The following is a 23,752-nucleotide window of genomic DNA, read 5'->3' on the forward strand; positions in this document are numbered from 1 at the left end:
TTACGAAATGAAAGGCACCTTCACACAATAAAACAGCACACAGAAAAACATCGCAGCGCTTCCGCCTAATACAAAGCTATGCCAAATGGCATGATGGAAGGGGATCTTTTTCCAAATGTAAAAAATGGTTCCGACAGAGTATAAAATGCCGCCGAGAAAAAGAAGGCTGAATCCCGCTCCGCTCAGCGAAGCATATAAAGGTTTAACTGCGATAATCATCAGCCACCCCATAATCAAATACACTAAGGTTGATAATAGGATAAAGCGTTTCACGAAGAAAATTTTAAAAACGATTCCGCCTAGGGCAAGAGACCATACGATAACCAGCAGGGTGAAGCCGAGTGTGCCTTTCAGCGGCCCAAGCAAAAAAGGCGTATAGGTCCCGGCGATTAGTACATAAATGGCGCTATGATCAATAATCTCCAAAATATCCTTCGTCTTTTTATGTGTGATGCTGTGAAGCAGTGTTGAGCTTAAATATAACAGCAGCATAGAGACACCGAATATTGAAAAGCTGACAATGTCCCATGCGGACCCGTAATGAGCCGCAAATATGATCAAAAACACTAATGCCGGTATGGATAAGAGGACACCAATGCCGTGTGTAATCGCATTGGCGATCTCTTCTTTGATTGTAAACAAGTGCATTCTCCTTTCGATCGCTAGATCATTTGATTTTTTAGCGTTTCTAAAAAGGTCAAGCCCTCTAAAGTAATTTTAGTGCCGGCGCGTCCACGGCTTTTTGTGACATAATCTTTTTTCTCCAGATAATCGAGACGGCTTCTGACCTGCTGCGGAGTTAACGAGGTTTGGCTGTTTTTGCTATGTTCAGAAATGATTCTTCTGCTGGCAGGTTCTCCTTTTTCGTTTAACGCTTTTATTGTTTCCAAAATAAACAAAAACTCGGCTTTTTCCATTAAAGTCAGCAGCTTTGCTTTTTTCTTCGATGCTTTTCCGTCTATTGCGCCTCTTATATATGGAGGCACGTCATATGGATGAATCGTTCCCCCGTTTGAGACTGCCGCCATATAATCTGTGGCGTTTTTTAATTCCCTGACATTTCCTTCAAATGTGTGCTGCTCAAGCAGCGGAAAGACTGAGGGATCAATTAACAATTGCTGACCGGAATTTGAGAGAAAATACTGTGTCAAAAGCGGTATATCGCTTTTTCGTTCAGACAATTCCGGCAGTGTGAGCGTTAAAATATTCAGCCTGTAAAATAAGTCTTGCCTGAATGTATGTTCCGCGCTTCCGCTTGCAGAAGCACAGATGATTCGCGGTTTCTCCGTGTCTGAATCAAGCGCTTTTAGCAGCTGAGCTTGTACAGAAGGAGGCATGTGCCATACTTCATCAAGAAAAAGGGTTCCTCGAGCCGTTTTTTGAAACGCGCCTGAGTGTCCATTAGGGCCAAAAAGCTCACGCATAAGGCTTTCTTCCGAATGGGTACTGCAATTGACGCTAATAAAGGGCTCGCTGTATCTCGAAGATCTCTGGTGTATGGCTTGTGCAAAATGATCTTTTCCTGTGCCGATTTTTCCTGTTATCAGGACAGGATGCTCAGATAGTGAGAACTGCTTGGCGATTCGTTTCGCTTCCAGGAATGTTTGATGTTCTCCGATTAGATGTTGAAATGGTTTAGGTTTAATTATTGGTGCGGTATTCATCAATTGGCTCCTTTTGGTTCTAATTGGTTTTATTATATCATGCTTTTTGGCTGAAAACACCTCTTATTTACGATCATCTTTTTTCTTAGGCCCCCAGGATACTGGTGAAGCAGGTGTTACGCCAAGATGTAGTGAATGTTGTCTGTATTTTTTTAATTATTAAATATAAATAATTGTCTTATTTTTTGAATATTCGTGTTATAATGGCATATTAAATAGGGATTTAAAACAAGAAAGGAATCTGTACATGAAACCGTTGCTTAAAGAAAACTCTCTCATCCAAGTGAAAGACATTTTGAAGGCTCACCAAAACGTGAAGGACGTTGTAATTCACACACCTTTGCAAAGGAATGACAGACTTTCTGAGAGATATGAATGCAATATTTATTTGAAACGTGAAGACTTGCAAGTTGTCAGATCTTTTAAGCTCAGAGGGGCTTATCATAAAATCAAACAACTTTCCAGCGAGCAGACTGAAAACGGAGTTGTGTGTGCAAGTGCCGGAAACCACGCTCAAGGGGTGGCGTTCTCGTGTAAACATCTTGGCATTCACGGGAAAATTTTTATGCCGTCTACAACACCGAGACAAAAAGTATCTCAAGTTGAACTATTCGGTAAAGGATTTATCGATATTATTTTGACAGGTGATACGTTTGACGATGCGTATAAAAGCGCAGTTGAATGCTGTGAGGAGGAATCCCGGACGTTTATCCATCCGTTCGATGATCCGGATGTGATGGCGGGACAAGGAACATTGGCGGTCGAGATTTTAAACGATATTGATACAGAACCGCATTTTCTTTTTGCAAGTGTCGGAGGAGGCGGCCTTCTCTCAGGAGTAGGTACATATTTGAAAAACGTGTCTCCTGATACAAAGGTAATTGCTGTTGAGCCAGAGGGAGCGGCATCCTACTTTGAATCAAACAAAGCTGGGCATGTCGTTACACTTGATAAAATTGATAAGTTTGTAGATGGAGCAGCTGTTAAAAAAATTGGGGAGGAAACTTTCCAAACGCTGGAATCTGTCGTTGATGACATTCTCCTTGTGCCTGAAGGGAAAGTATGTACATCCATTCTTGAATTATATAACGAATGTGCGATTGTTGCTGAACCGGCTGGAGCTCTTTCTGTTGCAGCACTTGATTTGTACAAGAATGAAATTAAAGGAAAAAATGTGGTTTGTGTGGTCAGCGGGGGCAATAACGATATCGGAAGGATGCAGGAAATGAAGGAGCGATCCTTGATCTTTGAAGGACTTCAGCATTATTTTATCGTCAATTTTCCGCAAAGAGCGGGAGCGCTCCGCGAATTTCTTGACGAAGTCCTCGGGCCTAATGATGACATTACAAGATTCGAATATACGAAGAAAAATAATAAAAGCAACGGACCTGCTCTTGTCGGCATCGAGCTGCAGAACAAAGCCGACTATGGGCCGCTGATTGAACGGATGAACAGAAAACCGTTTCACTATGTAGAAGTGAATAAGGATGAGGACTTGTTCCATTTGCTAATCTAATTTTTTAACACAACCGCGTAAAATGACAGACAGCCCGGCTCGCATTGTATATAATAGAAGAAAAACAAAAAAAGAGGATTGATAGCTTGTTACTCAAAAGCCTAGAGTTCAAACGCAGAGACGGGATTCAGGTGAAAGTGACAGAAATACCTGTATTAAAGGAAGATGAGCACTATTTCTTTATGTTACATTACCATTTGCAATTCTACTTAAAAGAAGTGTTTTCATCAAACAGCAGGACAAAAGTGTATTCTTTCCGACATTATATGAAGCGCCGGATGAAATGGGCAGATTATCAGGCTGTTTTTCATCAAGCGGTGTTAAAGCACAACGCGTAATATGCCGTTTATACCTGTATGTCTCCCTTTGTAATCGTTGATTGGGAGCATGCAGGATTTTTTTTGCCCGGTATCGAATACAAACATGGAATACAGCAGGCAAGGCCGATTTTGGAAAGCGCTTTTATGCTGGCTGGAAAGGGTGAATGTCATGAAGGTTATCAAGAGTTTAACGGCAGGTCTGCTTTTTCTGCTATTATGTGCCTGCGGAGGACAACAGATTAAAGATCCGCTCAATTACGAGGTGGAGCCTTTTACATTTCAAAACCAAGACGGCAAGGACGTTTCTTTAGAAAGTTTAAAAGGGGAAGTATGGCTGGCGGATTTTATTTTTACCAATTGTGAAACTGTTTGTCCGCCGATGACCGCTCATATGACCGATCTGCAAAAAAAATTGAAAGCTGAGAATATAGATGTCCGCATTGTATCCTTTAGTGTCGACCCAGAAAACGATAAGCCGAAACAGCTGAAAAAATTTGCCGCAAATTATCCATTATCTTTTGATAACTGGGATTTCCTCACGGGATACAGTCAGAGTGACATTGAGGCGTTCGCGCTTAAGAGCTTTAAAGCGATTGTAAAGAAACCGGAGGGAGAGGACCAAGTCATTCATCAATCTTCTTTTTATTTGGTAGGCCCGGACGGCAAGGTGCTGAAAGATTATAATGGAGTGGAAAATACTCCGTACGATGACATTATCGCTGATGTGAAGTCAGCCAGTACACTCAAGTAAGCTAGAAGACTAGGCATTTTCAAATCTTCTAAAACATGATACACTTTCCACTAGTAGAATGGGAAGGAGCAACAAGATTGAAGCTGCGCATTTTTTCACTCATGGCCAGTTTGATTTTGCTTCTTACTGCTTGTACGGGGATACGTACAGCATCTGAGGGAAAACAAAAAGCTCATGAACCGAAAACGAAAGAGCACATTGTCATTGCGGCTGTCGGAGATTCGCTGACAGAAGGAGTCGGAGATCCAGACGGAGAGGGATATGTCGGCAAGGTTGCGGATTCCATCCGATCAGATAAACAAGTTAAAACGGTAGACGTAAAAAATTATGCCGTGAAAGGGAACCGTTCGGATGAGTTATTAGAGAAACTAAAAGATAAAAAGGTTCAAAAAGGCATAAAGGACGCAGATTATGTCTTTTTTACCATTGGCGGTAATGATTTGATGAAAGTCCTTCATCAAAACTTTCTGCAATTAACCGTTGAACCGTTTCAGGAAGCGGAAAAGCCGTACGAAAAGCGTTTTGAAAAAATCATTTCAGAAATTCGGGAGCTGAATGATCACGCTGAGCTGATTTATGTCAGCATGTATAATCCGTTTACGTTTACATTATCTGAATTAAATGAAATAAATGGAGTCGTCACTGATTGGAACCAAATTGCTGCAAAAGAGCTAAAAAAAGATAAACATGCGAAAATCATTCGTATTGAAGACTTGTTCAATGAAAAAAGTGACAGCAGCCGAATTTCTGAGGAAGATGATTTTCATCCTAATGGTACGGGTTATTCCCTTATCGCGAAGCGCGTCTATCAAGCCATAAAAAAAGAAGGATTACCGAAAGAGTAGGGTGACATCATGAATATGTGGAAACGACTGTTTTTTATATTGCTTGCAATCAATATGATCCTTGCCGTTGGGTTTATGGCATTTGTTATGCTGCCGGGAGAACAAGCTCAGGTAAAGGATTCAGCTGAGAGCGAGTATGGATTTCAAGTGACAAGCACAAAAGAATCATTAGCTGCGTTTGTCAACTCATATTTAAACGACAAAGCATCAAACAAGCTTGATTACAAAGTAGAGATAGATGATGATGTTCATGTCGCAGGGAAAATCAAGGCTTTTTCCACGTCCATTGATGCGTTTGTCGCTTTTGAACCGACCGTGAAAAAAAATGGTGATGTGGAGCTGAATGTTACGAAGTTTTCGTTAGGGAAATTGAGTATACCGATTAGCTTTGTGTTAAATTATATGGACAGCTTTTACGAATTGCCGTCATTTGTCCACGTTCATCCCGGCGATAAAAGCATTGAAGTGCGTCTGTCAGAAATGCCTTTAACGAATGGAATGTATGTCAAAGCGGATAAAATAAATTTAGAAAAAGATGAAATTGAGTTTTCCTATTACCATCCCAAACAATAGAGGTGACTGAAAATGAACCGGATTTACCAGTATTTCAGTTTATTATCCTTTACATTTTCTCTGTATTTTGGCTGGCTTGCATATCATCATCTAGCCGCTGAAGATATGGACCAAATGTACTTGAACATTTCCTATTGTGCCTTGTTCCTAAGTGTGATGGTGTTTACATTCGGTATGAGAGACCGGAAAAAAACCGATAAATCATGAAAAAAGAGACATGAAACAACGTCTCTTTTTTCGTGCGGTCTGACGAAAATTTGAGAACATAAGGAGAAAAAATGAAAGCATACGATTTTACACAGGGGAATGTGCTGAAACAGCTTGTGCTGTTTTCAACGCCTATTATGCTCGGAAACGCATTGCAGGTTTCCTTTCAATTTATAGACAGTTTGTGGATCGGCAATTTACTGGGGGCACAGGCTCTAGGGGCAGCAGCAGTATCAAGCACGATTGTTATAACCGTGCTGTCTTTTATTTTGGGCCTTAACAATGCGACGTTAACAATATTGTCACAGCAAAAGGGAAAAGATGATGAAAAAGGAATGGCGTCGTATATTAACGCTTTTGTCGTTTTATTAACAGGTTTAAGCATCGGATTCGGCGCGGCCGGTTTTTTTCTGTCAGAGCACTTGCTTCGTCTTCTGAAAACGCCGGAGTCGATGATACCGCTTGCTGAGACCTATTTACAGATTCAATTTATCGGCATTTTATTTTTGTTTGGCTATAACTTTATCAGTACTGTGCTTCGGGCGCTCGGCGACAGCAAGACACCTCTCCGGTTTATTGCGTTTGCCGTTGTGCTGAATACAGTGTTGGCACCGCTCTTTATTTCTGTGTTCCGCATGGGGATAGCGGGAGCTGCTTATTCGACGATTTTGTCACAGGGTATTGCGTTTCTATATGGATTGTTCTATGTCATCAAACACAAGCTTGTGCCGTTCTCTATTCCGCGAGTGCCCAAGTGGGAAGAGTCCGCGCTGATTTTGAAACTTGGGATTCCAGCCGGTCTGCAGATGATGGTGATCACAGGCGGAATGATGGCGATTATGAGTGTTGTCAACTCATACGGGGAGCAAGTGGTGTCAGGCTTCGGAGCGGTGCAGCGGCTCGATAGCATCATTACGCTACCAGCAATGGCTGCCGGTACGGCGGTTAACAGTATGGCAGGGCAAAATATCGGAATCGGAAACTATAAAAGAGTGGGGACGATTGCAAGGCTAGGTGTGATGGCTGTTATTTCTTGCATGCTGGTGATTGCAGTTGTGATTTGGGTATTTGGTAAATACCTTATGAGGTTATTTATCAGCGAGCCCGATGCGGTAGCGTTTGGTGAACAATATTTGCGATGGATTGCGTTTTTCTATCCTTTTATCGGGATTAACTTTGTACTGAACGGAATTGTCAGAGCTGCGGGAGCGATGCTGCAGGTTCTTGTTTTAAATTTGATATCGTTTTGGGTTTTGAGATATCCTTTCACAGCTCTATTTTCAGCTTGGCTTGGACAGAAAGGAATCGGGCTCGGCATCGGAATGAGTTTTTTATTAAGCAGCTGTGCGGCGTTTTTGTATTACAGATACGGCCGTTGGAAAACAATGAAATTGTTCACTGGAAAATAAGTGAAGCGCTTCAAAAAGCACATACCCATATGTAGCGGTATGTGCTTTTTTTTACCGTTTTTTATCTAGTTTGCTGAAGAGCTCAATTAGTGAGGCAAGTTCGGCATCACTGTAGCAGTCAAAGCGTTTAAAGAAATATTCCGTTTTTTTCTCGTTGAAATGCTGGAGGACTTTTTCGCCCGCTTCAGTGATATGAATGCGGATGATGCGTCTGTCTTCCTTCGATCTGATTCTCGTAATCCATTCCTTTTCTACTAACGCATCAGTCACGGCTGTAATGTGGCTTGCCGATACCTCTAAAATAGGCGCAAATTCGGTGACTTTTTTAGGCCCTTGTTCACTGAGGATCCGCAGAATGGTGAATTCATTCCGTGACAGCTCTTTATCTAGAATCTCATTGATTTCATTGCGTATTTGTTTAAAGACTTTACGGAGTAAAGTTTCCATATCGTACATCATCTGTGTTCTTACTTTCAAATTTGTGAACCTCCATTACATAAGCATATTGCTTAAAACCTATAGATTTTATTGAAAAGCAGAATCATTTTCATTCTATTTTTACATGCTATAATATAATAATACCACGTATTAACAAAGGAGGCACCAGTATGTCTGAAAAAAAAGAAATCGCCACATTTGCAGGAGGCTGTTTTTGGTGTATGGTTAAACCTTTTGACGAACAGCCGGGAATTGAAAAAGTGGTGTCCGGGTATACAGGCGGCCATACTGAAAACCCTACGTATGAAGAGGTGTGCAGTGAAACGACAGGACATCGTGAAGCCGTTCAAATCACGTTTCATCCTGATGTGTTCCCTTATGAAAAACTGCTTGAATTATTTTGGCAGCAAATCGACCCGACAGATGCCGGCGGCCAGTTTGCTGATCGCGGCAGTTCCTACCGTGCAGCCATTTTTTATCATAATGATAAACAAAAGGAGCTTGCGGAAGCTTCCAAGCAGCGCTTGGCGGAAAGCGGGATCTTCAAAGATCCGATTGTAACAGACATTTTAAAAGCTGAACCATTCTATGAAGCGGAAGGCTACCATCAGCATTTTTATAAAAAGAATCCAGGACATTATCAGCGCTACCGGACAGGTTCTGGACGTGCCGGATTTATCAGCGAGCATTGGGGGGCGAAATAAATGGCGTACAATAAAGAAGAAAAAATTAAGTCACTAAATCGCATGCAATATGAGGTGACGCAAAATAACGGCACGGAGCCGCCGTTTCAAAATGAATATTGGGATCATAAAGAAGAAGGGCTGTATGTAGACATTGTGTCAGGCAAGCCGTTGTTTACATCAAAGGATAAATTTGATTCCCACTGCGGCTGGCCAAGCTTTACAAAGCCAATTGAAGAAGAAGAAGTGGAAGAAAAACTAGACACGAGCCACGGCATGATTCGCACAGAAGTGAGAAGCCGTACCGCTGATTCTCATCTTGGCCATGTATTTAATGACGGACCGGGTCCAAGCAGGCTTCGTTATTGCATAAATTCAGCGGCGCTGCGGTTTGTGCCGAAAGATAAGCTGAAAGAAGAAGGATACGAAAGTTATCTGCATCTCTTTGATAAATAAAACACAAAAAACAAGCCTGCCTAATGGATAGACAGGCTTGTTTTTATGCCTTTTTTTCTTGATGCAATTCTTCAATAATCTGGGCAATTCTGTCTTTTGTAATGAGAGGGGCTTGATTTGATTGATACCCAGGCAGATTGACTTTGCGAAAATCAGGATGTTTTTCAGGTTCTGGAAGGATCGCATAAAGATTGCCCCATTCATACAGTGATTCAATTTCATGAGGAGATGTTAATTCTTCGTGAAGCTTTTCACCTGGACGTTTGCCGACTTCTACTGCAGCCGGCCGCGGAAGCCCGTGCTGCGATGCATATTCTTCAAACCCATGAATCAGTTCTTCAAGTTTCAGTGATTCCATTTTAAAAATAAAGGTTTCTCCGCCTTTTGTAATAGCAGCTGATTGCAATGTCAGGGTAGCCGCATCGTCTATTGACATGAAAAATCTGGTCATGTTCTTGTCTGTGATGGTCAGCGGTTCACCCTCCATCATTTGTTCAAATAAAATAGGGATGACCGAACCCCTTGAGCCGAGAACATTTCCGAAGCGGACTGAACAAAACACGGTTCCTCTGTTTTGAACGTGGCGGTTTGCTTGATGAAACAGCTTTTCGGATAACAGCTTGGTGGCACCCATTGTGTTCACAGGAGATACAGCTTTATCTGTGCTGATATTGATGACATGCTGCACTCGGTGTAAAAGGGCAGCCTCCACCACATTCTGTCCGCCGATAAGATTGGTCTGGATCGCTTCAAATGGATGGTCTTCACATGTCGGAACCTGTTTCAGCGCAGCCGCGTGAAAGACGATATCAACGCCTTTCATCACCTGATTCACCCTTCTGTAATCGCGCACATCTCCGAGTACAAATAAAAGCCGCTTATCCTCCGCATACTTTTGGCTCATGACATACTGTTTACTGTCGTCTTTGCTGAACACAATCACTTGTTTAGGTGTAAGCAGCAAAAGGCGTTTGACAATTTGACTCCCGATTGAACCCGTTCCGCCAGTGACTAAAACTGTTTTGTTATGGAAAAATGGTTCCAGCTCTGCTGTTTGCTGTTTAGGCATGGCTTATCCTCCAACTCTCGTTTCTCTACCATGCATCATATGTTCAACTTTGTAATCGAGTTAATGAAAGCAACCAATAAAACAAAATTTAGGGGAATGATCATGTCACAAAGTGTTCTTTTTTAAAAGAAAATGGAAAAATAGACGCAGCTAGAGGAAAAAATACTAAATAAACAATGTACTAAATTTTCAATGTTATTGTATTTCGCGCCGCAAAAGCCAATCTGACCGATTCATTTCACGTACCTCGTAGGCAAAAGTGGTTTATGAGTCAGAAACACTATAAAAAAAGGTTCATTTTCCTCACAGTTAAACACCTGTATATATTTTACAATAGAAGTGATAGTGATAAAGAGGAGGGTACCAAATGAAGGTTTCAAAAACAATGCTGCTAAGCACTGCTGCGGGATTATTGCTTATCCTGACAGCAAACTCGGTGTCGGCTCATCATGTAAATGCGGAACATCATTTTAAAGTGACAGCGCAAACCGAGACAGATCCTGTCGCTTCTGGCGATGACGCAGCAGATGACCCGGCCATTTGGGTTCATGAAAAACATCCGGAAAAAAGCAAGCTGATCACGACAAATAAGAAGTCAGGGCTCGTCGTGTATGATGTAGACGGCAAGCAGCTTCATTCTTACGAATTTGGCAAGCTCAATAATGTCGATCTGCGCTATGGTTTTCCATTGAACGGCGAAAAAATTGATATTGCTGCCGCCTCCAATCGGTCTGAAGGAAAGAATACAATCGAAGTATATGCAATTGACGGGGATAAAGGAAAATTGAAAAGCATTACAGATCCGAAACATCCTATTTCTACTGATATTTCTGAGGTATACGGCTTCAGCCTGTATCACAGCCAGAAAACAGGAGCATTTTACGCATTAGTGACAGGCAAACAAGGAGAATTTGAGCAATATGAAATTGCTGATAATGGAAAGGGTTATGTAACAGGAAAAAAAGTGCGCGAATTTAAATTGAATTCTCAGACTGAAGGCCTTGTTGCAGATGATGAATATGGGAACCTGTATATAGCAGAGGAAGATGAGGCCATTTGGAAATTTCATGCTGAGCCAGGCGGAGGATCAAAGGGGCAGGTTGTCGACCGTGCGACAGGAGAACATTTGACAGCTGATATAGAAGGACTGACGATCTATTATGCACCAAACGGCAAAGGATATCTCATGGCCTCAAGTCAGGGAAATAACAGCTATGCAATGTATGAACGGCAGGGAAGCAATCGCTATGTAGCCAACTTTGACATCACAGATGGCGAGAAGATAGACGGTACTAGTGATACGGACGGTATTGATGTTCTCGGTTTCGGACTTGGCCCAAAATATCCTTACGGGATTTTTGTGGCGCAGGACGGCGAAAATATCGACAACGGACAAGCCGTCAATCAAAACTTCAAAATTGTGTCGTGGGAACAGATTGCACAGCATCTTGGCGGAAAGCCTGATCTTCATAAACAGGTGAATCCGAGGAAGCTAAAGGACCGTTCCGATGGTTAGAAAAAAAGCAGCTGAAAAAGCTGCTTTTTTCTGTGAATGAAAAAATCGTTCATAGCAATGAACGATTTTTTTAAGAAAGCGCCAGATGAATCGCCTTTAGTTTTTCAGGAAGCTCATCATACGTATTTGCGGGTACGGTCTCTTTGTAATTGGATGCCGCAACTTTATGCCGTTCTTCAGGATGGTTGAGATAGAAAGCGGCTTTTTCCTTAAAATCGTTGAAGTTGTGATAAGAAATAAAGGATGAAAAAGGATGGGCCGCGGGTAAATCTGTTAATTGAAATGCTTCGCATGCAGCGATATCAAACGTTCGGTTATTAAAACTGGCATTTTTGATGCGAATGTTATTTTTGTTGAAAGCAAAATGATAAGGCCGATGCGTATTGATCACGATGTCTGCCCCGTTATAATAATGAACGGCCTGTTCGGGTGGAATCCATGTACTGACGACATCAATATGAGGCTGTTTGAGCACTTTTTTAGGCAGATATTTTCTCCATTCCTTTCCGATTACTCGAACCGTGAAAGGCAGATGTACCGCTTCTTTCATTAGCTGAACCCGATTAGGGTAAGGGTAGCCGATGATAAGCAGATTTGAATGAAAGGAATGTTCGGTGTCCATTTTTTTAAACAGCCGATGATTAACTGGAATCGGAACATAATAGACGTGCTGGAAGCCAAGCCCCCGATAATAGAGCGCGGCATTTTGTTCAATCGTTAATATGGCGTCAGCATGTTTAATCACCTGAAGACTGATATCAATATAAAATGGGTCTTCGGTTAGCCAAATATACACGGGAATACCCTTACCCTTTAACCAGGTCAGCCAGTCGTGAGGAACGCGGTCTCCAACCATCATAAGTGCGAAGTCTGGCTGAAACGTTTCGATCTTCACCAGAGATTCTGTTTCTGGTGTATCTGCTGACATATACTCTGTATGAGTATTCCGAAAACATTCTTCAGCCCAGCGATCAAAATAACTGTATATTCCTCCGTATCCCGACTGGATATACAAGACTTTCATCAGATGTTATGAAAAGAACGTAACGCTTTCTACTTTGTCTACATCAATTAATGTTGTAGCTTGACCTGCCGGAGTGACGGAGCTTTCCTGTGTTACAAATACGATACCGTGAACTTGATCGAAAGCAACAAAGACAACCGGGCCGATCATGTCACCGGAATCAGTCACAATGCTGATTGTCGTGCCTGGCGTAACTCTGGCAAAAATCCATCTTGCCGGAAGGGAAGGATCTAAAAGAGATTCAGCCGTAACGGTTTCGCTTTCATCTACTTTTTGATCAATGGCAGCTTCAAGCATATCTTTAAGATTATTATCCACGTTTACTCCTCCTTCTGTTGAGAATAAAGGGCTTAAAAGGGTTTTAATCAAATCCTTTTTTAACTGTGCATTTTCAGAGCTCATTACACACACCTCCTATCCAATAGTGAACTCACGTTAATCATATTCTTCTAATTGCCAATTGGTATGAGTCGAACGCCGTACCTGATCTATTTTTCAATATATTTAAGCAAAATGCTGAATTTTTAAAAGAGTGGACATAGCCTATACCATAAATTGAAGTCTTTCATATTGTGAAACAGAGTATAAGGAAAAGGGAGAGGGATTGTTTGGATTTAGAACACGTGAATCAAGAAGAAAATCAAGATGAACTTCATTTTATTCTGCTTTTGCTGATTCTGCTCATACGTCAATCATCTTCTGAAGGAAATCCATCTGATCTCAGACGACAGCTCGTATTTGCAAAAGAGCTTGGCGTACCGATTTCAACAGTTCATCTGTCGAATGGAGATACGCTTCAAAACGTCATCGTAAAAGAGGTTCTGACTGATTTGGTTATTTTTCAAAACCCGTTAAATAACACGAGATCGAATGTCGCACTCTCAAGTATTGTAAGCTGGGGTGCTTTTTAAATGATGACAGAGGCTCTGCTTGCTGCGGAGCCGTTTTTATGTTTGACGATAGGGGGCTGTATAGATGGGAGAAAAAGTGTCTATTATTTTAACAAGTTACAACAAACATGATTATCTGCAAAAAGCGATTGAAAGCGTCCTGAAGCAAACGTATGATCATTGGGAGCTTTTTATTATGGATGATCATTCTAATGAAGAAACAACAGCGGTGATTCACAAGTACCTTCATGACCAGCGCATTCGTTATCAAAACAGTTTCATACATCCTGCAGAACGATTAAAAACAACCCGTTATGCCACATTAATTAACGCAGCACTCCCATTTGCCGACGGCGATTACATTTCCTATCTCACCGATGACACTGTTTATCATCCTGAGCGGCTGAGCCGTATGGTGCAGACGTTTTTAGATAAGCCTGAAGCACAGGTTGTCTATTCAAAACAAAAAGTTGTACATGTAAACGAACGGGGAGAGGAAATCTCACATTTCTATAGAAATGCCAATGCAGTGCTAGATCAGGCCGCTTTTCAAGTCGATCATTGCTCAGTTATGCATCGCCGTTCGTTACTTGATCGTATTCAACATAAATATGGAAGCTATTGGGATGACGATATGAAGCATTGGAATCATGGCGACTCAATTTTTTGGGCCAGGATCAACAACTTTGCTCCATTTCTGCCGATAAATGAAGTATTAGATACAACCTATAAAACCCCCGATTCATTTCAAAATGCGTATCGGTTTCTGCCCGCCGATTTAATTGACGGCTCTTTTGTAAAAGGATCAGATCAAAATGTGTATTTTCTTGATCAGGGTGTAAGACATCCTGTCGGGGAAAGGTGGAGTTCGTTGTATCTAAATCGGACTGTGGCTGTTCCAGACCCGTATATATTCCAATATAGGATTGGAAAAATTTTAAACATTCCGAATTATATTTTGGTAAAGGAAGCTGATCATCCTGCAATATTTTATATCGAAGCCGGAAAAAAAAGACGGATTGTAGGTCAGTATGCTTTTCAGTTTTATCAATTTAAAAGAAGAGACATACTGACAATTGAAAAAGAAGAACTGAAGTCGCTGCCGGAAGGGCTGCCGATTACGTGGGAACGATCTGGATTAATCGAAAATCCGCCTGGGCGAAGGCTGTTTTTCATAGAACGCGAACCGTTTTTGTTTCTAAACGGCGTCTTTCACCCGATTAGTGAACAAGTAGCAAGGAAATTCTTTTTACATCAGAAGCCCATATCCGCTTCTTTCCGAAATATTCAGCAATTTCCAATTGGAAAGCCGTTTTATCCGGTGTACGATGAGATTATAAAGAAATTGAATATTGCAACTGAATAAAGGGATAGGTCATTAAAAGGAGACGTTCATGACAGGACATTATTCAAAAACGGAACATCAATATATATTGTTAACGTCTGAATCGGCATCGTTTGATCATTACAGCGTTTACAGAGATCCGAAGCTTCCGCAAATTTTTTCTCATAACTTTGTTCAGCTCCATGATACGTTTCCATTGGAGCGGTTACTGGACTTTTTGCCCTCCGTTCCAAAGCTGCTTGATGCGAATTATCTCCATTTAAAAGCGTCGCCGCTGCATGTTTTTCCGCTCGGTTTGAAGCAATCACTTGTCAAAAGCGGGTTTGTCGTCGAGGATGAGCTGTTATATGACATGAAGCTTAGTGACTGGAAGGGGCAGATGGGGCATCCGTTAACGGCGTGGGGGACGGCAAAAAGCCTTAGCGATGGATCTTCTATTATGAAAATTTATGATTCCATTTATATTGGAGAAGCGATCGCTGAACAAAAATTAAAAAGAAAATATCCTTTTTACGAATCGGGTGCGATCATCCTTGTTGTTTGTTACAGCGACCAAGCACAGAAGATTCCGATTGGCTGTGGCGAGTTGTTCATTCATCGGCAAGAGAAAACGGCTAAAATCGAAGAAGTGGCCATTTTGGATCAGTTTCAAAGGAAGGGCTATGGCAGTATCTTAGTAAAAGAAATGCTGTCCATCGCCAAATCATTAGGAATGGAAGCAGCCTATTTAGTGGCTACAAGCACTGACGGCGCAACCCATTTTTACGAAAAGCTGACGTTTAAAAAATATGAGCGGGTGCATACTGTTTTTCATTATTTCCTGACATGAAATAGGCGTTTGCACAAACCATTTGGGACTTGGCCCGCATAAAATGCCGTATATCGTGATAAGAAAGGATGAAAACAACATGTATAGATATTCTGGATACGGTTACGGATTTGGCTGCGGGACCAATACGTTTGTATTGATTGTTGTCTTGTTCATTTTATTAATTATTGTCGGAGCCGCTTTCATTTGCTAGATGATGAAATTTCAAAAGGAGCCTTTCCGTTCAGGAAGGCTTTTTTTGTGTGAAAAAGTTTTTGCGGGGAACGTCATGCCGCAAATTGAACACTCATACAATATATCAAATGGGTTTTTGAGGTGGGAGCATGAGCAGTTATTTGATTAAGCCGGAGCTTAGTTCGGCCTATCCGGTGGTTAGCTATGCAAAGGGTTCATATGTTTATGATCAGACCGGGAAAAGATATCTTGACGGCTCATCAGGTGCGGTGACATGCAATATCGGCCATGGGGTTTCTGATGTGACTGAGAAGCTGAAAGAACAGCTTGATCAAGTGTCTTTTGCTTACCGATCACAGTTTACGAGCGAGCCTGCCGAGCAATTAGCGGCTCTCTTGGCGCAGGAGCTGCCGGGAGATGTGAATTGGTCTTTTTTTGTCAACAGTGGATCAGAAGCGATAGAAACAGCTATGAAAATCGCCGTACAGTATTGGCAGGAAAAAAAGCAAACACAAAAATCCATCTTTTTGTCGCGGTGGAGCAGTTACCACGGAATAACTTTGGGAGCGCTTTCATTATCTGGTTTTTATGAAAGGAGATATCGATTCACCCATCTCGTTGAACGATATCCCGCTATTTCAGCTCCTCATGTTTATCGGCGGAATCATGGAACGGAAGAAGGTTTTGTTCAGGCTGCAGCTGATGAACTGGAAACAGCCATCAAAAGAATCGGAAGCCAATTTATCGCCGGCTTTGTGGCTGAGCCTATTATTGGTGCCGCAGGAGCAGCGATTACTCCGCCTCCGGGATATTATGAGAGATTAATGGAAGTATGCCGCACACACGAAGTGCTCTTTATTGCAGACGAAGTGATGACAGGGCTTGGGAGAACAGGAAGGATGCTCGCGACAGAGCATTGGCACACCGTTCCTGATATAGCTGTACTGGGGAAGGGTCTCGGTGCCGGGTATGCGCCTATTGCCGCGTCCGTTGTATCTGATTCTATTATTGAAACGATAAAACAAGGTTCAGGTGTGATTATGAGCGGTCACACATATAGTGCACATCCCTATTCAGCCAAAGCCGCTCTTGAAGTTTTGCGTTATGTGTTAAAGCAAGACTTGATCAAACAATCAGAAAAAAAGGGGGCTGTACTGAAAAAGAAGCTTGATGAAAGAGCGTCTCAAAGCGGAATCATAGGTGATGTGCGCGGAAAAGGTCTGCTATTAGGTGTTGAATTTGTAGCGGACAAGAAAACGAAGAACGTTTTCCCGCCAGAGCAGGCGGTTACCCAGCGTATTGTCGGCGAGGCGAAAAAACGCGGGCTGATTGTTTATCCTGCCAAAGCGGGAATAGACAGCGGAGAAGGAGATGCTGTCATTATTGCTCCTCCTTTTACCATTTCAGAAGGTGAAGTAGAAGAGCTGACATCAATTTTTTCAGAAACAGTTGCAGCGGTCGAAAAAATACTGAAAAAGGATTGAAATCAAATGGCGCCATTTCAAAAAACAATCAGCATCGAAACAGCAATTGCAGATGTTCAGGACGGATCGGTCCTGATGTTTGGCGGTTTTGGGGGAGTCGGCTCGCCTCCTTCATTGATTGAAGCTATATTGGATAGCGGCGTAACGGATTTAACCGTCATTTGCAATGATGCCGGGTTCCCGGAAATAGGGATCGGCCCGCTCATTGTCAATAAACGAGTCAAAACCCTGATCGCATCGCATATCGGTTCCAATCCTGTAGCCGGAAAACAGATGACAGACGGGACGTTAGAGGTTCAATTTTCACCGCAGGGAACGCTCGCAGAACGGATTCGCGCGGGCGGATCAGGACTCGGCGGCATTTTAACAGACGTCGGTATTGATAATCAAATGGTTTGTGAGGAAAAGGACATCGTGTCGGTGGCTGGCAAGCGATACTTGGTTGAAGAGGCGCTGACGGCTGATTTTGCTTTCATCAATGCGCACATTGCCGATGAATTCGGCAATTTAACGTATGACAAAACAGCACGCAATATGAATCCGCTTATGGCAATGGCCGCCAGGAGAACCTTTGCCGAGGTTAAACATATTGTCACGATGGGAGAGATCTCCGAAGAAATGATTGTCACACCGGGGGTTTTTGTCGAGGGGGTTGTGAGAAGCGAAGGAGTGAAGTGGAAATGGGCTTGGGAGTAGCAGAGAGAGAGCAGATCGCAAAGCGGGCCGCGTCTGAAATCAAGCCGGGCATGATTGTAAATCTCGGTATCGGCATCCCATCCTTGGTGCCGAACTTTTTGCCGCCTGACATGCAGGTCATGCTGCAGGCGGAAAACGGAGTGCTCGGCATTGGAGAAAGCCCCGGAAAGGGTGAAGAGGATGAACATTTATGCAACGCTGCGGGTTATCCTGTCCGCGCTGTAAAAGGGGCGTCTTATTTTGATACAACAATGTCTTTTGCGATGATCAGAAGAGGCAAAATTGACATTACGATTTTAGGCGCCCTGCAGGTGAGCCAGTCAGGTGATTTGGCAAATTGGCTTGTCCCGGGAAAAAAGGTGCCGGGCATGGGCGGAGCGATGGAACTGGCCCAAAAAGCGAAAAAAGTGGTTGTCGTCATGAGTCATACAGATCAAAAGGGAAGGCCTAAATTAACAGAAACATGCACGCTTCCGTTAACTGCAGCAGGCTGTGTAGATTTGATCATTACTGAAAAAGCTGTTCTTGAGGTCGGAGCCCATCATTTCATTTTAAAAGAGCTGATGAATGGCTCGACAATCGACGAGGTAACGAGGCTGACTGACGCTGAAATCAAAATAGATATGCCTTTCTCTTAAAAGGGGGAATGAGGATGCAAGACATTGAGAGAAAAGTAACCGGGTGGCTTGATCAGCATTCTGCCAAAGCCATTCGTCTTCTCAAAAGGCTGATTGGAGAAAAAAGCACTTTGGGCTCTGAGTTTCATGCCCAAGCTGTTGTGCTTGAAAAGCTGCGGCAATTTCACATGGACATTGACGTGTGGGAGCCAAGCCTAAAGCAATTAAAACAGCATCCCTACTTTAAATCAGACCGTTCCGATTTTCATGAGAGCCCGAACATCGTTGCAAAAAAAACGGGAGCGGGCGGGGGCCGGTCGCTGATCTTAAACGGTCATATCGATGTTGTGCCTGAAGGAAGCGTAAAGGATTGGAAGTATGAACCGTATCAAGCTTTCGAAGAAGACGGTAAAATATACGGCCGCGGCTCAACGGATATGAAGGGAGGCAATACAGCCCTTCTTTTTGCTTTAGAAGCCCTGCACGCCTGCGATGTTAAATTGAAGGGAGATGTATTGTTTCAAAGTGTTGTAGATGAAGAGTGCGGCGGTGCGGGAACACTGTCTGCCATCATGAGAGGCTATCGTGCTGACGGGGCACTGATCCCAGAACCGACAAATATGAAACTATTTATAAAGCAGCAGGGCTCGATGTGGTTTCGGATCACAGTGAAGGGATTAGCGGCACATGGGGGCACACGCTATGAGGGTGTAAGTGCGATTGAAAAAAGCATGCACGTTATCACAGCCATACAAGAGCTGGAGAAAGTCCGAAATGCGAGAATTTCAGATCCGCTGTATGACAATGTCCCAATACCGGTACCAGTGAATATCGGCACCATCTCAGGGGGTGCATGGCCTTCTTCAGTTGCAGACCGTGTCGTTATAGAAGGAAGATGCGGAATTGCTCCCCATGAAAAACCAGAAGCAGTAAAACTTGAATTGGAAAACTGGCTGAAGGATTTAGAATACCATGACGAATGGTTTAAACGCCATCCGGTAACAGTAGAATGGTTCGGCGCTCAATGGCTGCCGAATGATTTACCTGATGATCACCCTTTAATTTCAGTGCTTCAATCAGCCTATCAAAAAACGAGACAGACAGAGCCAATCATCGAAGCTTCGCCATGGGGAACGGACGGAGGGCTTTTATACCATGCAGGAGATACGCCAGTGATTGTCTTCGGGCCTGGGGAAACAAAAACAGCTCATCAGGCAAATGAATACATTGAGATTGAAGCCATGATAGAATCTGCTAAAATCATTGCACTTTTTGTTATGGATTGGTGCGGACTTCATACAGACGGGGAGGATGCGGATGCTCAAGTCGATAAAGAGTAACGGTGTTACAGTAGTACTGGACCTCGACGGCTTTAATAAACGAATCAGAGTGGTTCGTTATGACGGAGCCATTGAGAAGGCTCTGCCTGATATCGTGGCAGCGGCAAAAGAAGAGGATGCCGAAAAAATCATCGTCTATACGAAACAGCATGATGAGGCAGTGCTAGCCCAACAATTGTTTGTGCCGGAGGGTTTTCTCAAGGGCTATTATCTCGGCCACCCGGCTTGTGTCATGGTCCGTTACCTCACAGAAAACCGGAGACAAACAGATTCTTATATACAGGAACAGGAAACGATCGAAGCTTTATACCGCTCAGCCCCTCGCTTCCGCAGCGATAATACACCCGCCTTTACGATGAGAAAAGCAGAAACGAACGACATGTATCAGCTATCGATGCTGTATAAAAAAGTATTCCGTACGTACCCGACCCCGGTATTTGACCCTGCTTATATTGAAAAGACGATGAATACAAATACGATGTATTATGTCATGCTTGACCATGACCGCCTGATCAGCGCAGCAAGCGCGGAAATCAATCCAGGGCTGGGGCATGCAGAAATAACCGACTGCGCTGTGCTTCCGGAATATCGAGGCCATTCGCTGACAAGCTTTTTAATCGAGGCATTAGAAAAAGAAATGGCTGAAGAGAATATCTTTCATGTATTTTCTCTCGCCCGCGCTGCGTCTTTTGGGATGAATGCTGTGTTGTACCATTCCGGTTATCAGTACGGAGGAAGGCTGATCAATAATTGCTATATAGCGGAAGGTCTTGAAAACATGAATATTTGGTGCAAGCACCTGTAAGTCAAAAAATGATGCACAAGGAGGAATTCATTTGGAAAACAAATGGTACAAACCGAAACGGCATTGGAAGGAGATAGAGTTATGGAAGGACGTTCCGGAAGAGAAATGGAACGATTGGCTTTGGCAGCTGACACATACGGTAAGAACGTTAGATGATTTAAAAAAAGTCATTAACTTGACCGAAGATGAAGAGGAAGGCGTCAGAATTTCAACCAAAACGATCCCCTTAAATATTACACCTTACTATGCTTCTTTAATGGACCCCGATAACCCAAGATGCCCGGTCCGCATGCAGTCTGTACCGCTTTCTGAAGAAATGCATAAAACAAAATACGATCTGGAAGACCCGCTACATGAGGATGAAGATTCACCAGTACCCGGTCTGACGCACCGTTATCCCGACCGTGTGCTGTTTCTTGTCACCAATCAATGTTCCATGTACTGCCGCTACTGCACAAGAAGACGTTTTTCCGGACAAATCGGAATGGGAGTTCCTAAAAAACAGCTTGATGCTGCAATTGCTTATATCCGGGAAACACCCGAAATCCGCGATTGTTTAATTTCAGGCGGTGACGGACTGCTAATCAATGACCAAATTTTAGAATACATTTTAAAAGAGCTGCGCAGCATTCCGCATCTGGAAGTAATCAGAATCGGAACAAGGGCGCCGGTCGTCTTTCCGCAGCGCATCACCGATGAGCTGTGCGAGATTTTGAAAAAATATCATCCAGTCTGGCTGAACACCCATTTCAACACAAGCATCGAAATGACAGAGGAATCCGTTGAGGCCTGTGAAAAATTGGTGAACGCGGGAGTGCCGGTCGGAAATCAGGCCGTCGTGTTAGCCGGTATTAATGATTCCGTTCCAATCATGAAAAAGCTCATGCACGACTTGGTAAAAATCAGAGTCCGTCCGTATTATATTTATCAATGTGATCTGTCAGAAGGCATCGGGCATTTCAGAGCTCCTGTTTCCAAAGGTTTGGAGATTATTGAGGGGTTGCGAGGCCATACCTCAGGCTATGCCGTTCCTACCTTTGTCGTTGATGCACCAGGCGGCGGGGGGAAAATCGCCCTGCAGCCAAACTATGTACTGTCGCAAAGCCCTGACAAAGTCATCTTAAGAAATTTTGAAGGTGTGATTACGTCATATCCGGAACCGGAGAATTATATCCCTAACCAGGCCGACGCCTATTTCGAGTCCGTTTTCCCTGAAATCGCTGACAAAAAGGAGCCGATCGGGCTCAGTGCTATTTTTGCTGACAAAGAGGTGTCATTTACACCAGAAAATGTAGCCAGAATCAAAAGGAGAGAGGCATACACATCGAATCCGGAGCATGAAACATTAAAAGACCGGCGTGAGAAAAGAGACCAGCTAAAAGAAAAGAAATTTTTGGCGCAGCAGAAAAAACTGAAAGAGGCTGAAAGCGGAGGCGATTCTTCATGAAAATTTGCGAATGGTGCGGCGAACTTGAAGCGGTCTCTGGCAAGAACACAGTGTACTGGGAGCTCCCTGACGGAACTAGAGCCATAGAACTGACAGACACTCCCGCCATGGTGTGTGCTTCCTGCGGAATGACCTATCAAGAGGAAACCACGATTAAGGAGATTGAGGATCAGCTGCTTTTGATTCAAACAAAAAAACTGCCTGAAAGCCTGACATATCAGCAGCTCATGGAGAAAGAAAGGATTTTGAAACGCAACTATTTTGACTTCTCCTGAATGATGTTTCGGTATTCTTTTGTTGTAATTTTACACTTGAACTGTATAATAGAACAACAAAAGACAGACACCAGGAGGGGAAACCCATGAAATCCTTTTATCACTATTTATTGAAATACAGACACCCGAAGCCGCAGGACAGCATCAGTGAATTTGCCAATCAGGCGTATGAGGACCACAGCTTTCCGAAAACCTCAACCGATTATCATGAAATCAGTTCATATTTGGAACTAAACGCTGATTACCTTCACACGATGGCGACGTTTGATGAAGCTTGGGATTTATACGAGGCTGAGGTGCACGGCAGATAATATTTGTTTCATCCGCAGATCACTGCGGATTTTTTTATGTCCTCACCCATACCATAATTGGATATTTCCTTTGGTTTTCATGCCCATGCGAATTGGCGTCACCCGGCATACGATAGCGTATGAGAAATGTTGCGGCGAGGGGGAGACACCATGAAGCAAAATAAACCGAAATTCCAAGTAGGGGATATCGTAGTCGTCATTATGTATGGAACAGTCGGCACCATCACAAAAGTACACCAAATTGATAAACATTATCTTTATGAAGTGAATCATAATGAAGTCTTATACTTTGAATCGTCCATTCAGCTTTATAAAGATTATGAGGGTGTCATTGTCGACATGGAAAAGCTTGATATTGAGTATGAATTCCTTATTGGGGACGTCGTTTATGTCAAAGATTATGGAAAAGAACTCTTTCGCATTATTGGCCATAGAACAGAAATTTGGAGATATTTAGAAGATGGCTGGGAAGATATTATTTATGAGCTGACCCGTTTAAAGGATGGAGAGTGGCTTGAAACGGAGGAAGAGGATCTCACGCTGGTGCTGAGAAAATATGAAATGGACCAGTTTGTACACCAGCTTTTGTTTGTCCACTATGTCGGAGAAACTGGCCATGAGATCGGCGAAGATATCGCATCGTCTGCTCTTCTTCAGTTTGAAGGCGATGATGAAGATCAAGATACCCTTCACATCCTTGCTGTATCAATTGTTGATGAGCTTCTGGATATTTACAATGACTACAAAATTCTGTATGAAATGTTTCGAGATGAAGAATATAAAGATATGATGATGTTTGTTCTGGAAAGTTTAAAAGAACATTTCAGTTAGTTTGTGAACATACGGATCAAGACATATAAAAAATAAGGCAGACAGCCCCAAATCATCACATGCGTCATTCCTTTGAGCGTTTTTTCCATTATGATATCAAATCTTTCTCCGTCCAATGCTTCCATCATTTTAGCAATCATTGCGTCAGCCTCCCATGGCTAGTTTTTTATTCAATGTATATGACTGAAAGAATTGTTTAGAACACAGGGTATAATTCAGCCTGTTTTTTCATAAAAC

Annotated in this window: 30 protein-coding genes and 1 pseudogene; 24 read left to right on the forward strand and 7 right to left on the reverse strand. The window is 42.8% G+C overall.

Annotation, left to right across the window (positions count from 1 at the left end; translation table 11 throughout):
* Both trhA and AC4CV5_RS14895 read right to left on the reverse strand, forming a co-directional pair.
* The gene (gene trhA, locus AC4CV5_RS14890; protein ID WP_326221754.1) at positions 1-642 is read right to left on the reverse strand and encodes a PAQR family membrane homeostasis protein TrhA; all 642 of its coding nucleotides are present in this window, start codon (positions 640-642) and stop codon (positions 1-3) included.
* Between the two features lie 20 nt (positions 643-662).
* A complete protein-coding gene (locus AC4CV5_RS14895) occupies positions 663-1,664 on the reverse strand; it encodes a sigma 54-interacting transcriptional regulator (protein WP_490923107.1) in 1,002 nt (333 codons plus the stop codon).
* A gap of 247 nt (positions 1,665-1,911) precedes the next feature.
* Between AC4CV5_RS14895 and ilvA the strand changes: the two genes are divergently transcribed.
* The 7 genes from ilvA (at position 1,912) to AC4CV5_RS14930 (ending at position 7,285) form a co-directional block, all read left to right on the forward strand.
* Positions 1,912-3,180: a threonine ammonia-lyase IlvA gene (gene ilvA / locus AC4CV5_RS14900; RefSeq protein WP_490923108.1), complete on the forward strand. Its 1,269-nt coding sequence runs from the start codon at positions 1,912-1,914 to the stop codon at positions 3,178-3,180.
* Positions 3,181-3,266: 86 nt separating this feature from the next.
* Entirely contained in the window at positions 3,267-3,518 is a 252-nt protein-coding gene (locus tag AC4CV5_RS14905; RefSeq protein ID WP_490923109.1) for a DUF2535 family protein, read from the forward strand.
* A gap of 151 nt (positions 3,519-3,669) precedes the next feature.
* The gene (scuA, locus tag AC4CV5_RS14910; RefSeq protein ID WP_166851606.1) at positions 3,670-4,251 is read left to right on the forward strand and encodes a cytochrome c oxidase assembly accessory protein ScuA; all 582 of its coding nucleotides are present in this window, start codon (positions 3,670-3,672) and stop codon (positions 4,249-4,251) included.
* 77 nt (positions 4,252-4,328) lie between these two features.
* Positions 4,329-5,096, forward strand: a complete 768-nt coding sequence (locus AC4CV5_RS14915; RefSeq protein ID WP_166851609.1) for an SGNH/GDSL hydrolase family protein — start codon at positions 4,329-4,331, stop codon at positions 5,094-5,096.
* A 9-nt stretch (positions 5,097-5,105) separates the two neighbouring features.
* Positions 5,106-5,669 (forward strand): YpmS family protein, encoded by a 564-nt coding sequence (locus AC4CV5_RS14920; protein ID WP_222143025.1) that lies wholly within the window; start codon positions 5,106-5,108, stop codon positions 5,667-5,669.
* A gap of 12 nt (positions 5,670-5,681) precedes the next feature.
* Complete coding sequence (gene ypmT / locus AC4CV5_RS14925; protein WP_166851615.1) at positions 5,682-5,876, forward strand: protein YpmT; 195 nt, start codon at positions 5,682-5,684, stop codon at positions 5,874-5,876.
* Between the two features lie 71 nt (positions 5,877-5,947).
* Positions 5,948-7,285, forward strand: coding sequence for an MATE family efflux transporter (locus AC4CV5_RS14930; protein WP_166851618.1), 1,338 nt, complete (start codon positions 5,948-5,950; stop codon positions 7,283-7,285).
* A gap of 51 nt (positions 7,286-7,336) precedes the next feature.
* Here AC4CV5_RS14930 and AC4CV5_RS14935 read toward each other — a convergent pair whose 3' ends face one another.
* Entirely contained in the window at positions 7,337-7,762 is a 426-nt protein-coding gene (locus tag AC4CV5_RS14935) for a MarR family transcriptional regulator (RefSeq protein WP_003241533.1), read from the reverse strand.
* A 131-nt stretch (positions 7,763-7,893) separates the two neighbouring features.
* Between AC4CV5_RS14935 and msrA the strand changes: the two genes are divergently transcribed.
* Both msrA and msrB read left to right on the forward strand, forming a co-directional pair.
* Complete coding sequence (gene msrA / locus AC4CV5_RS14940; protein WP_222143023.1) at positions 7,894-8,427, forward strand: peptide-methionine (S)-S-oxide reductase MsrA; 534 nt, start codon at positions 7,894-7,896, stop codon at positions 8,425-8,427.
* Positions 8,428-8,862, forward strand: a complete 435-nt coding sequence (msrB, locus tag AC4CV5_RS14945) for a peptide-methionine (R)-S-oxide reductase MsrB (RefSeq protein ID WP_166851623.1) — start codon at positions 8,428-8,430, stop codon at positions 8,860-8,862.
* Positions 8,863-8,905: 43 nt separating this feature from the next.
* Here the strand turns inward: msrB and AC4CV5_RS14950 are convergent, their stop codons facing one another.
* Positions 8,906-9,931, reverse strand: coding sequence for an SDR family NAD(P)-dependent oxidoreductase (locus tag AC4CV5_RS14950; RefSeq protein ID WP_490923111.1), 1,026 nt, complete (start codon positions 9,929-9,931; stop codon positions 8,906-8,908).
* A gap of 367 nt (positions 9,932-10,298) precedes the next feature.
* Between AC4CV5_RS14950 and AC4CV5_RS14955 the strand changes: the two genes are divergently transcribed.
* Entirely contained in the window at positions 10,299-11,447 is a 1,149-nt protein-coding gene (locus AC4CV5_RS14955; RefSeq protein ID WP_490923112.1) for a phytase, read from the forward strand.
* A 70-nt stretch (positions 11,448-11,517) separates the two neighbouring features.
* Here AC4CV5_RS14955 and cgeB read toward each other — a convergent pair whose 3' ends face one another.
* Both cgeB and cgeA read right to left on the reverse strand, forming a co-directional pair.
* A complete protein-coding gene (gene cgeB / locus AC4CV5_RS14960; RefSeq protein ID WP_166851633.1) occupies positions 11,518-12,471 on the reverse strand; it encodes a spore maturation protein CgeB in 954 nt (317 codons plus the stop codon).
* A 6-nt stretch (positions 12,472-12,477) separates the two neighbouring features.
* A complete protein-coding gene (gene cgeA, locus AC4CV5_RS14965; protein ID WP_166851636.1) occupies positions 12,478-12,873 on the reverse strand; it encodes a spore crust protein CgeA in 396 nt (131 codons plus the stop codon).
* Between the two features lie 206 nt (positions 12,874-13,079).
* Here cgeA and cgeC point away from each other — a divergent pair, with 206 nt between their 5' ends.
* The 14 genes and pseudogenes from cgeC to AC4CV5_RS15035 all read left to right on the forward strand — a co-directional run bounded on the left by cgeC (position 13,080) and on the right by AC4CV5_RS15035 (position 23,515).
* Positions 13,080-13,382 (forward strand): spore maturation protein CgeC, encoded by a 303-nt coding sequence (gene cgeC / locus AC4CV5_RS14970; protein ID WP_248601945.1) that lies wholly within the window; start codon positions 13,080-13,082, stop codon positions 13,380-13,382.
* 64 nt (positions 13,383-13,446) lie between these two features.
* Positions 13,447-14,727 (forward strand): spore maturation glycosyltransferase CgeD, encoded by a 1,281-nt coding sequence (gene cgeD, locus AC4CV5_RS14975; RefSeq protein WP_490923113.1) that lies wholly within the window; start codon positions 13,447-13,449, stop codon positions 14,725-14,727.
* Positions 14,728-14,755: 28 nt separating this feature from the next.
* Positions 14,756-15,535, forward strand: coding sequence for a spore maturation N-acetyltransferase CgeE (gene cgeE / locus AC4CV5_RS14980; protein ID WP_456520279.1), 780 nt, complete (start codon positions 14,756-14,758; stop codon positions 15,533-15,535).
* Position 15,536: 1 nt separating this feature from the next.
* Positions 15,537-15,728 (forward strand): YjcZ family sporulation protein, encoded by a 192-nt coding sequence (locus tag AC4CV5_RS14985; RefSeq protein WP_376768343.1) that lies wholly within the window; start codon positions 15,537-15,539, stop codon positions 15,726-15,728.
* Positions 15,722-15,878: pseudogene (locus AC4CV5_RS14990) on the forward strand (hypothetical protein). The gene AC4CV5_RS14985 and the pseudogene AC4CV5_RS14990 overlap by 7 nt, the downstream one beginning before the upstream one ends.
* Positions 15,859-17,193: an aspartate aminotransferase family protein gene (locus AC4CV5_RS14995; RefSeq protein WP_490923114.1), complete on the forward strand. Its 1,335-nt coding sequence runs from the start codon at positions 15,859-15,861 to the stop codon at positions 17,191-17,193. The pseudogene AC4CV5_RS14990 and the gene AC4CV5_RS14995 overlap by 20 nt, the downstream one beginning before the upstream one ends.
* 6 nt (positions 17,194-17,199) lie before the next feature.
* Positions 17,200-17,889, forward strand: coding sequence for a CoA transferase subunit A (locus AC4CV5_RS15000; RefSeq protein ID WP_490923115.1), 690 nt, complete (start codon positions 17,200-17,202; stop codon positions 17,887-17,889).
* Positions 17,874-18,527, forward strand: coding sequence for a 3-oxoacid CoA-transferase subunit B (locus AC4CV5_RS15005; protein ID WP_222143016.1), 654 nt, complete (start codon positions 17,874-17,876; stop codon positions 18,525-18,527). The genes AC4CV5_RS15000 and AC4CV5_RS15005 overlap by 16 nt, the downstream gene beginning before the upstream one ends.
* Before the next feature lie 8 nt (positions 18,528-18,535).
* Positions 18,536-19,846: a peptidase gene (locus tag AC4CV5_RS15010; RefSeq protein WP_490923116.1), complete on the forward strand. Its 1,311-nt coding sequence runs from the start codon at positions 18,536-18,538 to the stop codon at positions 19,844-19,846.
* Entirely contained in the window at positions 19,824-20,651 is an 828-nt protein-coding gene (gene ablB, locus AC4CV5_RS15015) for a putative beta-lysine N-acetyltransferase (RefSeq protein WP_490923117.1), read from the forward strand. Before AC4CV5_RS15010 ends, ablB begins: the two co-directional genes overlap by 23 nt.
* A 31-nt stretch (positions 20,652-20,682) precedes the next feature.
* Entirely contained in the window at positions 20,683-22,098 is a 1,416-nt protein-coding gene (gene kamA, locus AC4CV5_RS15020) for a lysine 2,3-aminomutase (protein ID WP_222143013.1), read from the forward strand.
* Positions 22,095-22,373: a YokU family protein gene (locus AC4CV5_RS15025; RefSeq protein WP_166852042.1), complete on the forward strand. Its 279-nt coding sequence runs from the start codon at positions 22,095-22,097 to the stop codon at positions 22,371-22,373. Before kamA ends, AC4CV5_RS15025 begins: the two co-directional genes overlap by 4 nt.
* A gap of 86 nt (positions 22,374-22,459) precedes the next feature.
* Positions 22,460-22,684: a YozE family protein gene (locus tag AC4CV5_RS15030; protein ID WP_166852045.1), complete on the forward strand. Its 225-nt coding sequence runs from the start codon at positions 22,460-22,462 to the stop codon at positions 22,682-22,684.
* Positions 22,685-22,834: 150 nt separating this feature from the next.
* Positions 22,835-23,515 carry a germination protein YodN gene (locus tag AC4CV5_RS15035; protein ID WP_014114114.1) on the forward strand — a complete coding sequence of 227 codons (681 nt, stop codon included), beginning with the start codon at positions 22,835-22,837 and terminating at the stop codon, positions 23,513-23,515.
* Here the strand turns inward: AC4CV5_RS15035 and AC4CV5_RS15040 are convergent.
* The gene (locus AC4CV5_RS15040) at positions 23,512-23,655 is read right to left on the reverse strand and encodes a hypothetical protein (RefSeq protein WP_003218150.1); all 144 of its coding nucleotides are present in this window, start codon (positions 23,653-23,655) and stop codon (positions 23,512-23,514) included. The genes AC4CV5_RS15035 and AC4CV5_RS15040 overlap by 4 nt on opposite strands.
* Positions 23,656-23,752 lie beyond the last annotated feature (97 nt).

This window comes from Bacillus sp. NS1 (assembly GCF_058248265.1).

Excerpts from the sequence above, each read along its gene's own strand:
- AC4CV5_RS14895 (WP_490923107.1), bottom strand. The coding sequence starts at position 1,664 with ATGAATACCGCACCAATAATTAAACCTAAACCATTTCAACATCTAATC.
- ilvA (WP_490923108.1), top strand. The coding sequence starts at position 1,912 with ATGAAACCGTTGCTTAAAGAAAACTCTCTCATCCAAGTGAAAGACATT.
- scuA (WP_166851606.1), top strand. The coding sequence starts at position 3,670 with ATGAAGGTTATCAAGAGTTTAACGGCAGGTCTGCTTTTTCTGCTATTA.
- AC4CV5_RS14920 (WP_222143025.1), top strand. The coding sequence starts at position 5,106 with ATGAATATGTGGAAACGACTGTTTTTTATATTGCTTGCAATCAATATG.
- ypmT (WP_166851615.1), top strand. The coding sequence starts at position 5,682 with ATGAACCGGATTTACCAGTATTTCAGTTTATTATCCTTTACATTTTCT.
- AC4CV5_RS14930 (WP_166851618.1), top strand. The coding sequence starts at position 5,948 with ATGAAAGCATACGATTTTACACAGGGGAATGTGCTGAAACAGCTTGTG.
- msrA (WP_222143023.1), top strand. The coding sequence starts at position 7,894 with ATGTCTGAAAAAAAAGAAATCGCCACATTTGCAGGAGGCTGTTTTTGG.
- msrB (WP_166851623.1), top strand. The coding sequence starts at position 8,428 with ATGGCGTACAATAAAGAAGAAAAAATTAAGTCACTAAATCGCATGCAA.
- AC4CV5_RS14950 (WP_490923111.1), bottom strand. The coding sequence starts at position 9,931 with ATGCCTAAACAGCAAACAGCAGAGCTGGAACCATTTTTCCATAACAAA.
- AC4CV5_RS14955 (WP_490923112.1), top strand. The coding sequence starts at position 10,299 with ATGAAGGTTTCAAAAACAATGCTGCTAAGCACTGCTGCGGGATTATTG.
- cgeB (WP_166851633.1), bottom strand. The coding sequence starts at position 12,471 with ATGAAAGTCTTGTATATCCAGTCGGGATACGGAGGAATATACAGTTAT.
- cgeA (WP_166851636.1), bottom strand. The coding sequence starts at position 12,873 with ATGAGCTCTGAAAATGCACAGTTAAAAAAGGATTTGATTAAAACCCTT.
- cgeD (WP_490923113.1), top strand. The coding sequence starts at position 13,447 with ATGGGAGAAAAAGTGTCTATTATTTTAACAAGTTACAACAAACATGAT.
- cgeE (WP_456520279.1), top strand. The coding sequence starts at position 14,756 with ATGACAGGACATTATTCAAAAACGGAACATCAATATATATTGTTAACG.
- AC4CV5_RS14995 (WP_490923114.1), top strand. The coding sequence starts at position 15,859 with ATGAGCAGTTATTTGATTAAGCCGGAGCTTAGTTCGGCCTATCCGGTG.
- AC4CV5_RS15000 (WP_490923115.1), top strand. The coding sequence starts at position 17,200 with ATGGCGCCATTTCAAAAAACAATCAGCATCGAAACAGCAATTGCAGAT.
- AC4CV5_RS15005 (WP_222143016.1), top strand. The coding sequence starts at position 17,874 with ATGGGCTTGGGAGTAGCAGAGAGAGAGCAGATCGCAAAGCGGGCCGCG.
- AC4CV5_RS15010 (WP_490923116.1), top strand. The coding sequence starts at position 18,536 with ATGAGGATGCAAGACATTGAGAGAAAAGTAACCGGGTGGCTTGATCAG.
- ablB (WP_490923117.1), top strand. The coding sequence starts at position 19,824 with ATGCTCAAGTCGATAAAGAGTAACGGTGTTACAGTAGTACTGGACCTC.
- AC4CV5_RS15025 (WP_166852042.1), top strand. The coding sequence starts at position 22,095 with ATGAAAATTTGCGAATGGTGCGGCGAACTTGAAGCGGTCTCTGGCAAG.
- AC4CV5_RS15030 (WP_166852045.1), top strand. The coding sequence starts at position 22,460 with ATGAAATCCTTTTATCACTATTTATTGAAATACAGACACCCGAAGCCG.
- AC4CV5_RS15035 (WP_014114114.1), top strand. The coding sequence starts at position 22,835 with ATGAAGCAAAATAAACCGAAATTCCAAGTAGGGGATATCGTAGTCGTC.
- AC4CV5_RS15040 (WP_003218150.1), bottom strand. The coding sequence starts at position 23,655 with ATGATTGCTAAAATGATGGAAGCATTGGACGGAGAAAGATTTGATATC.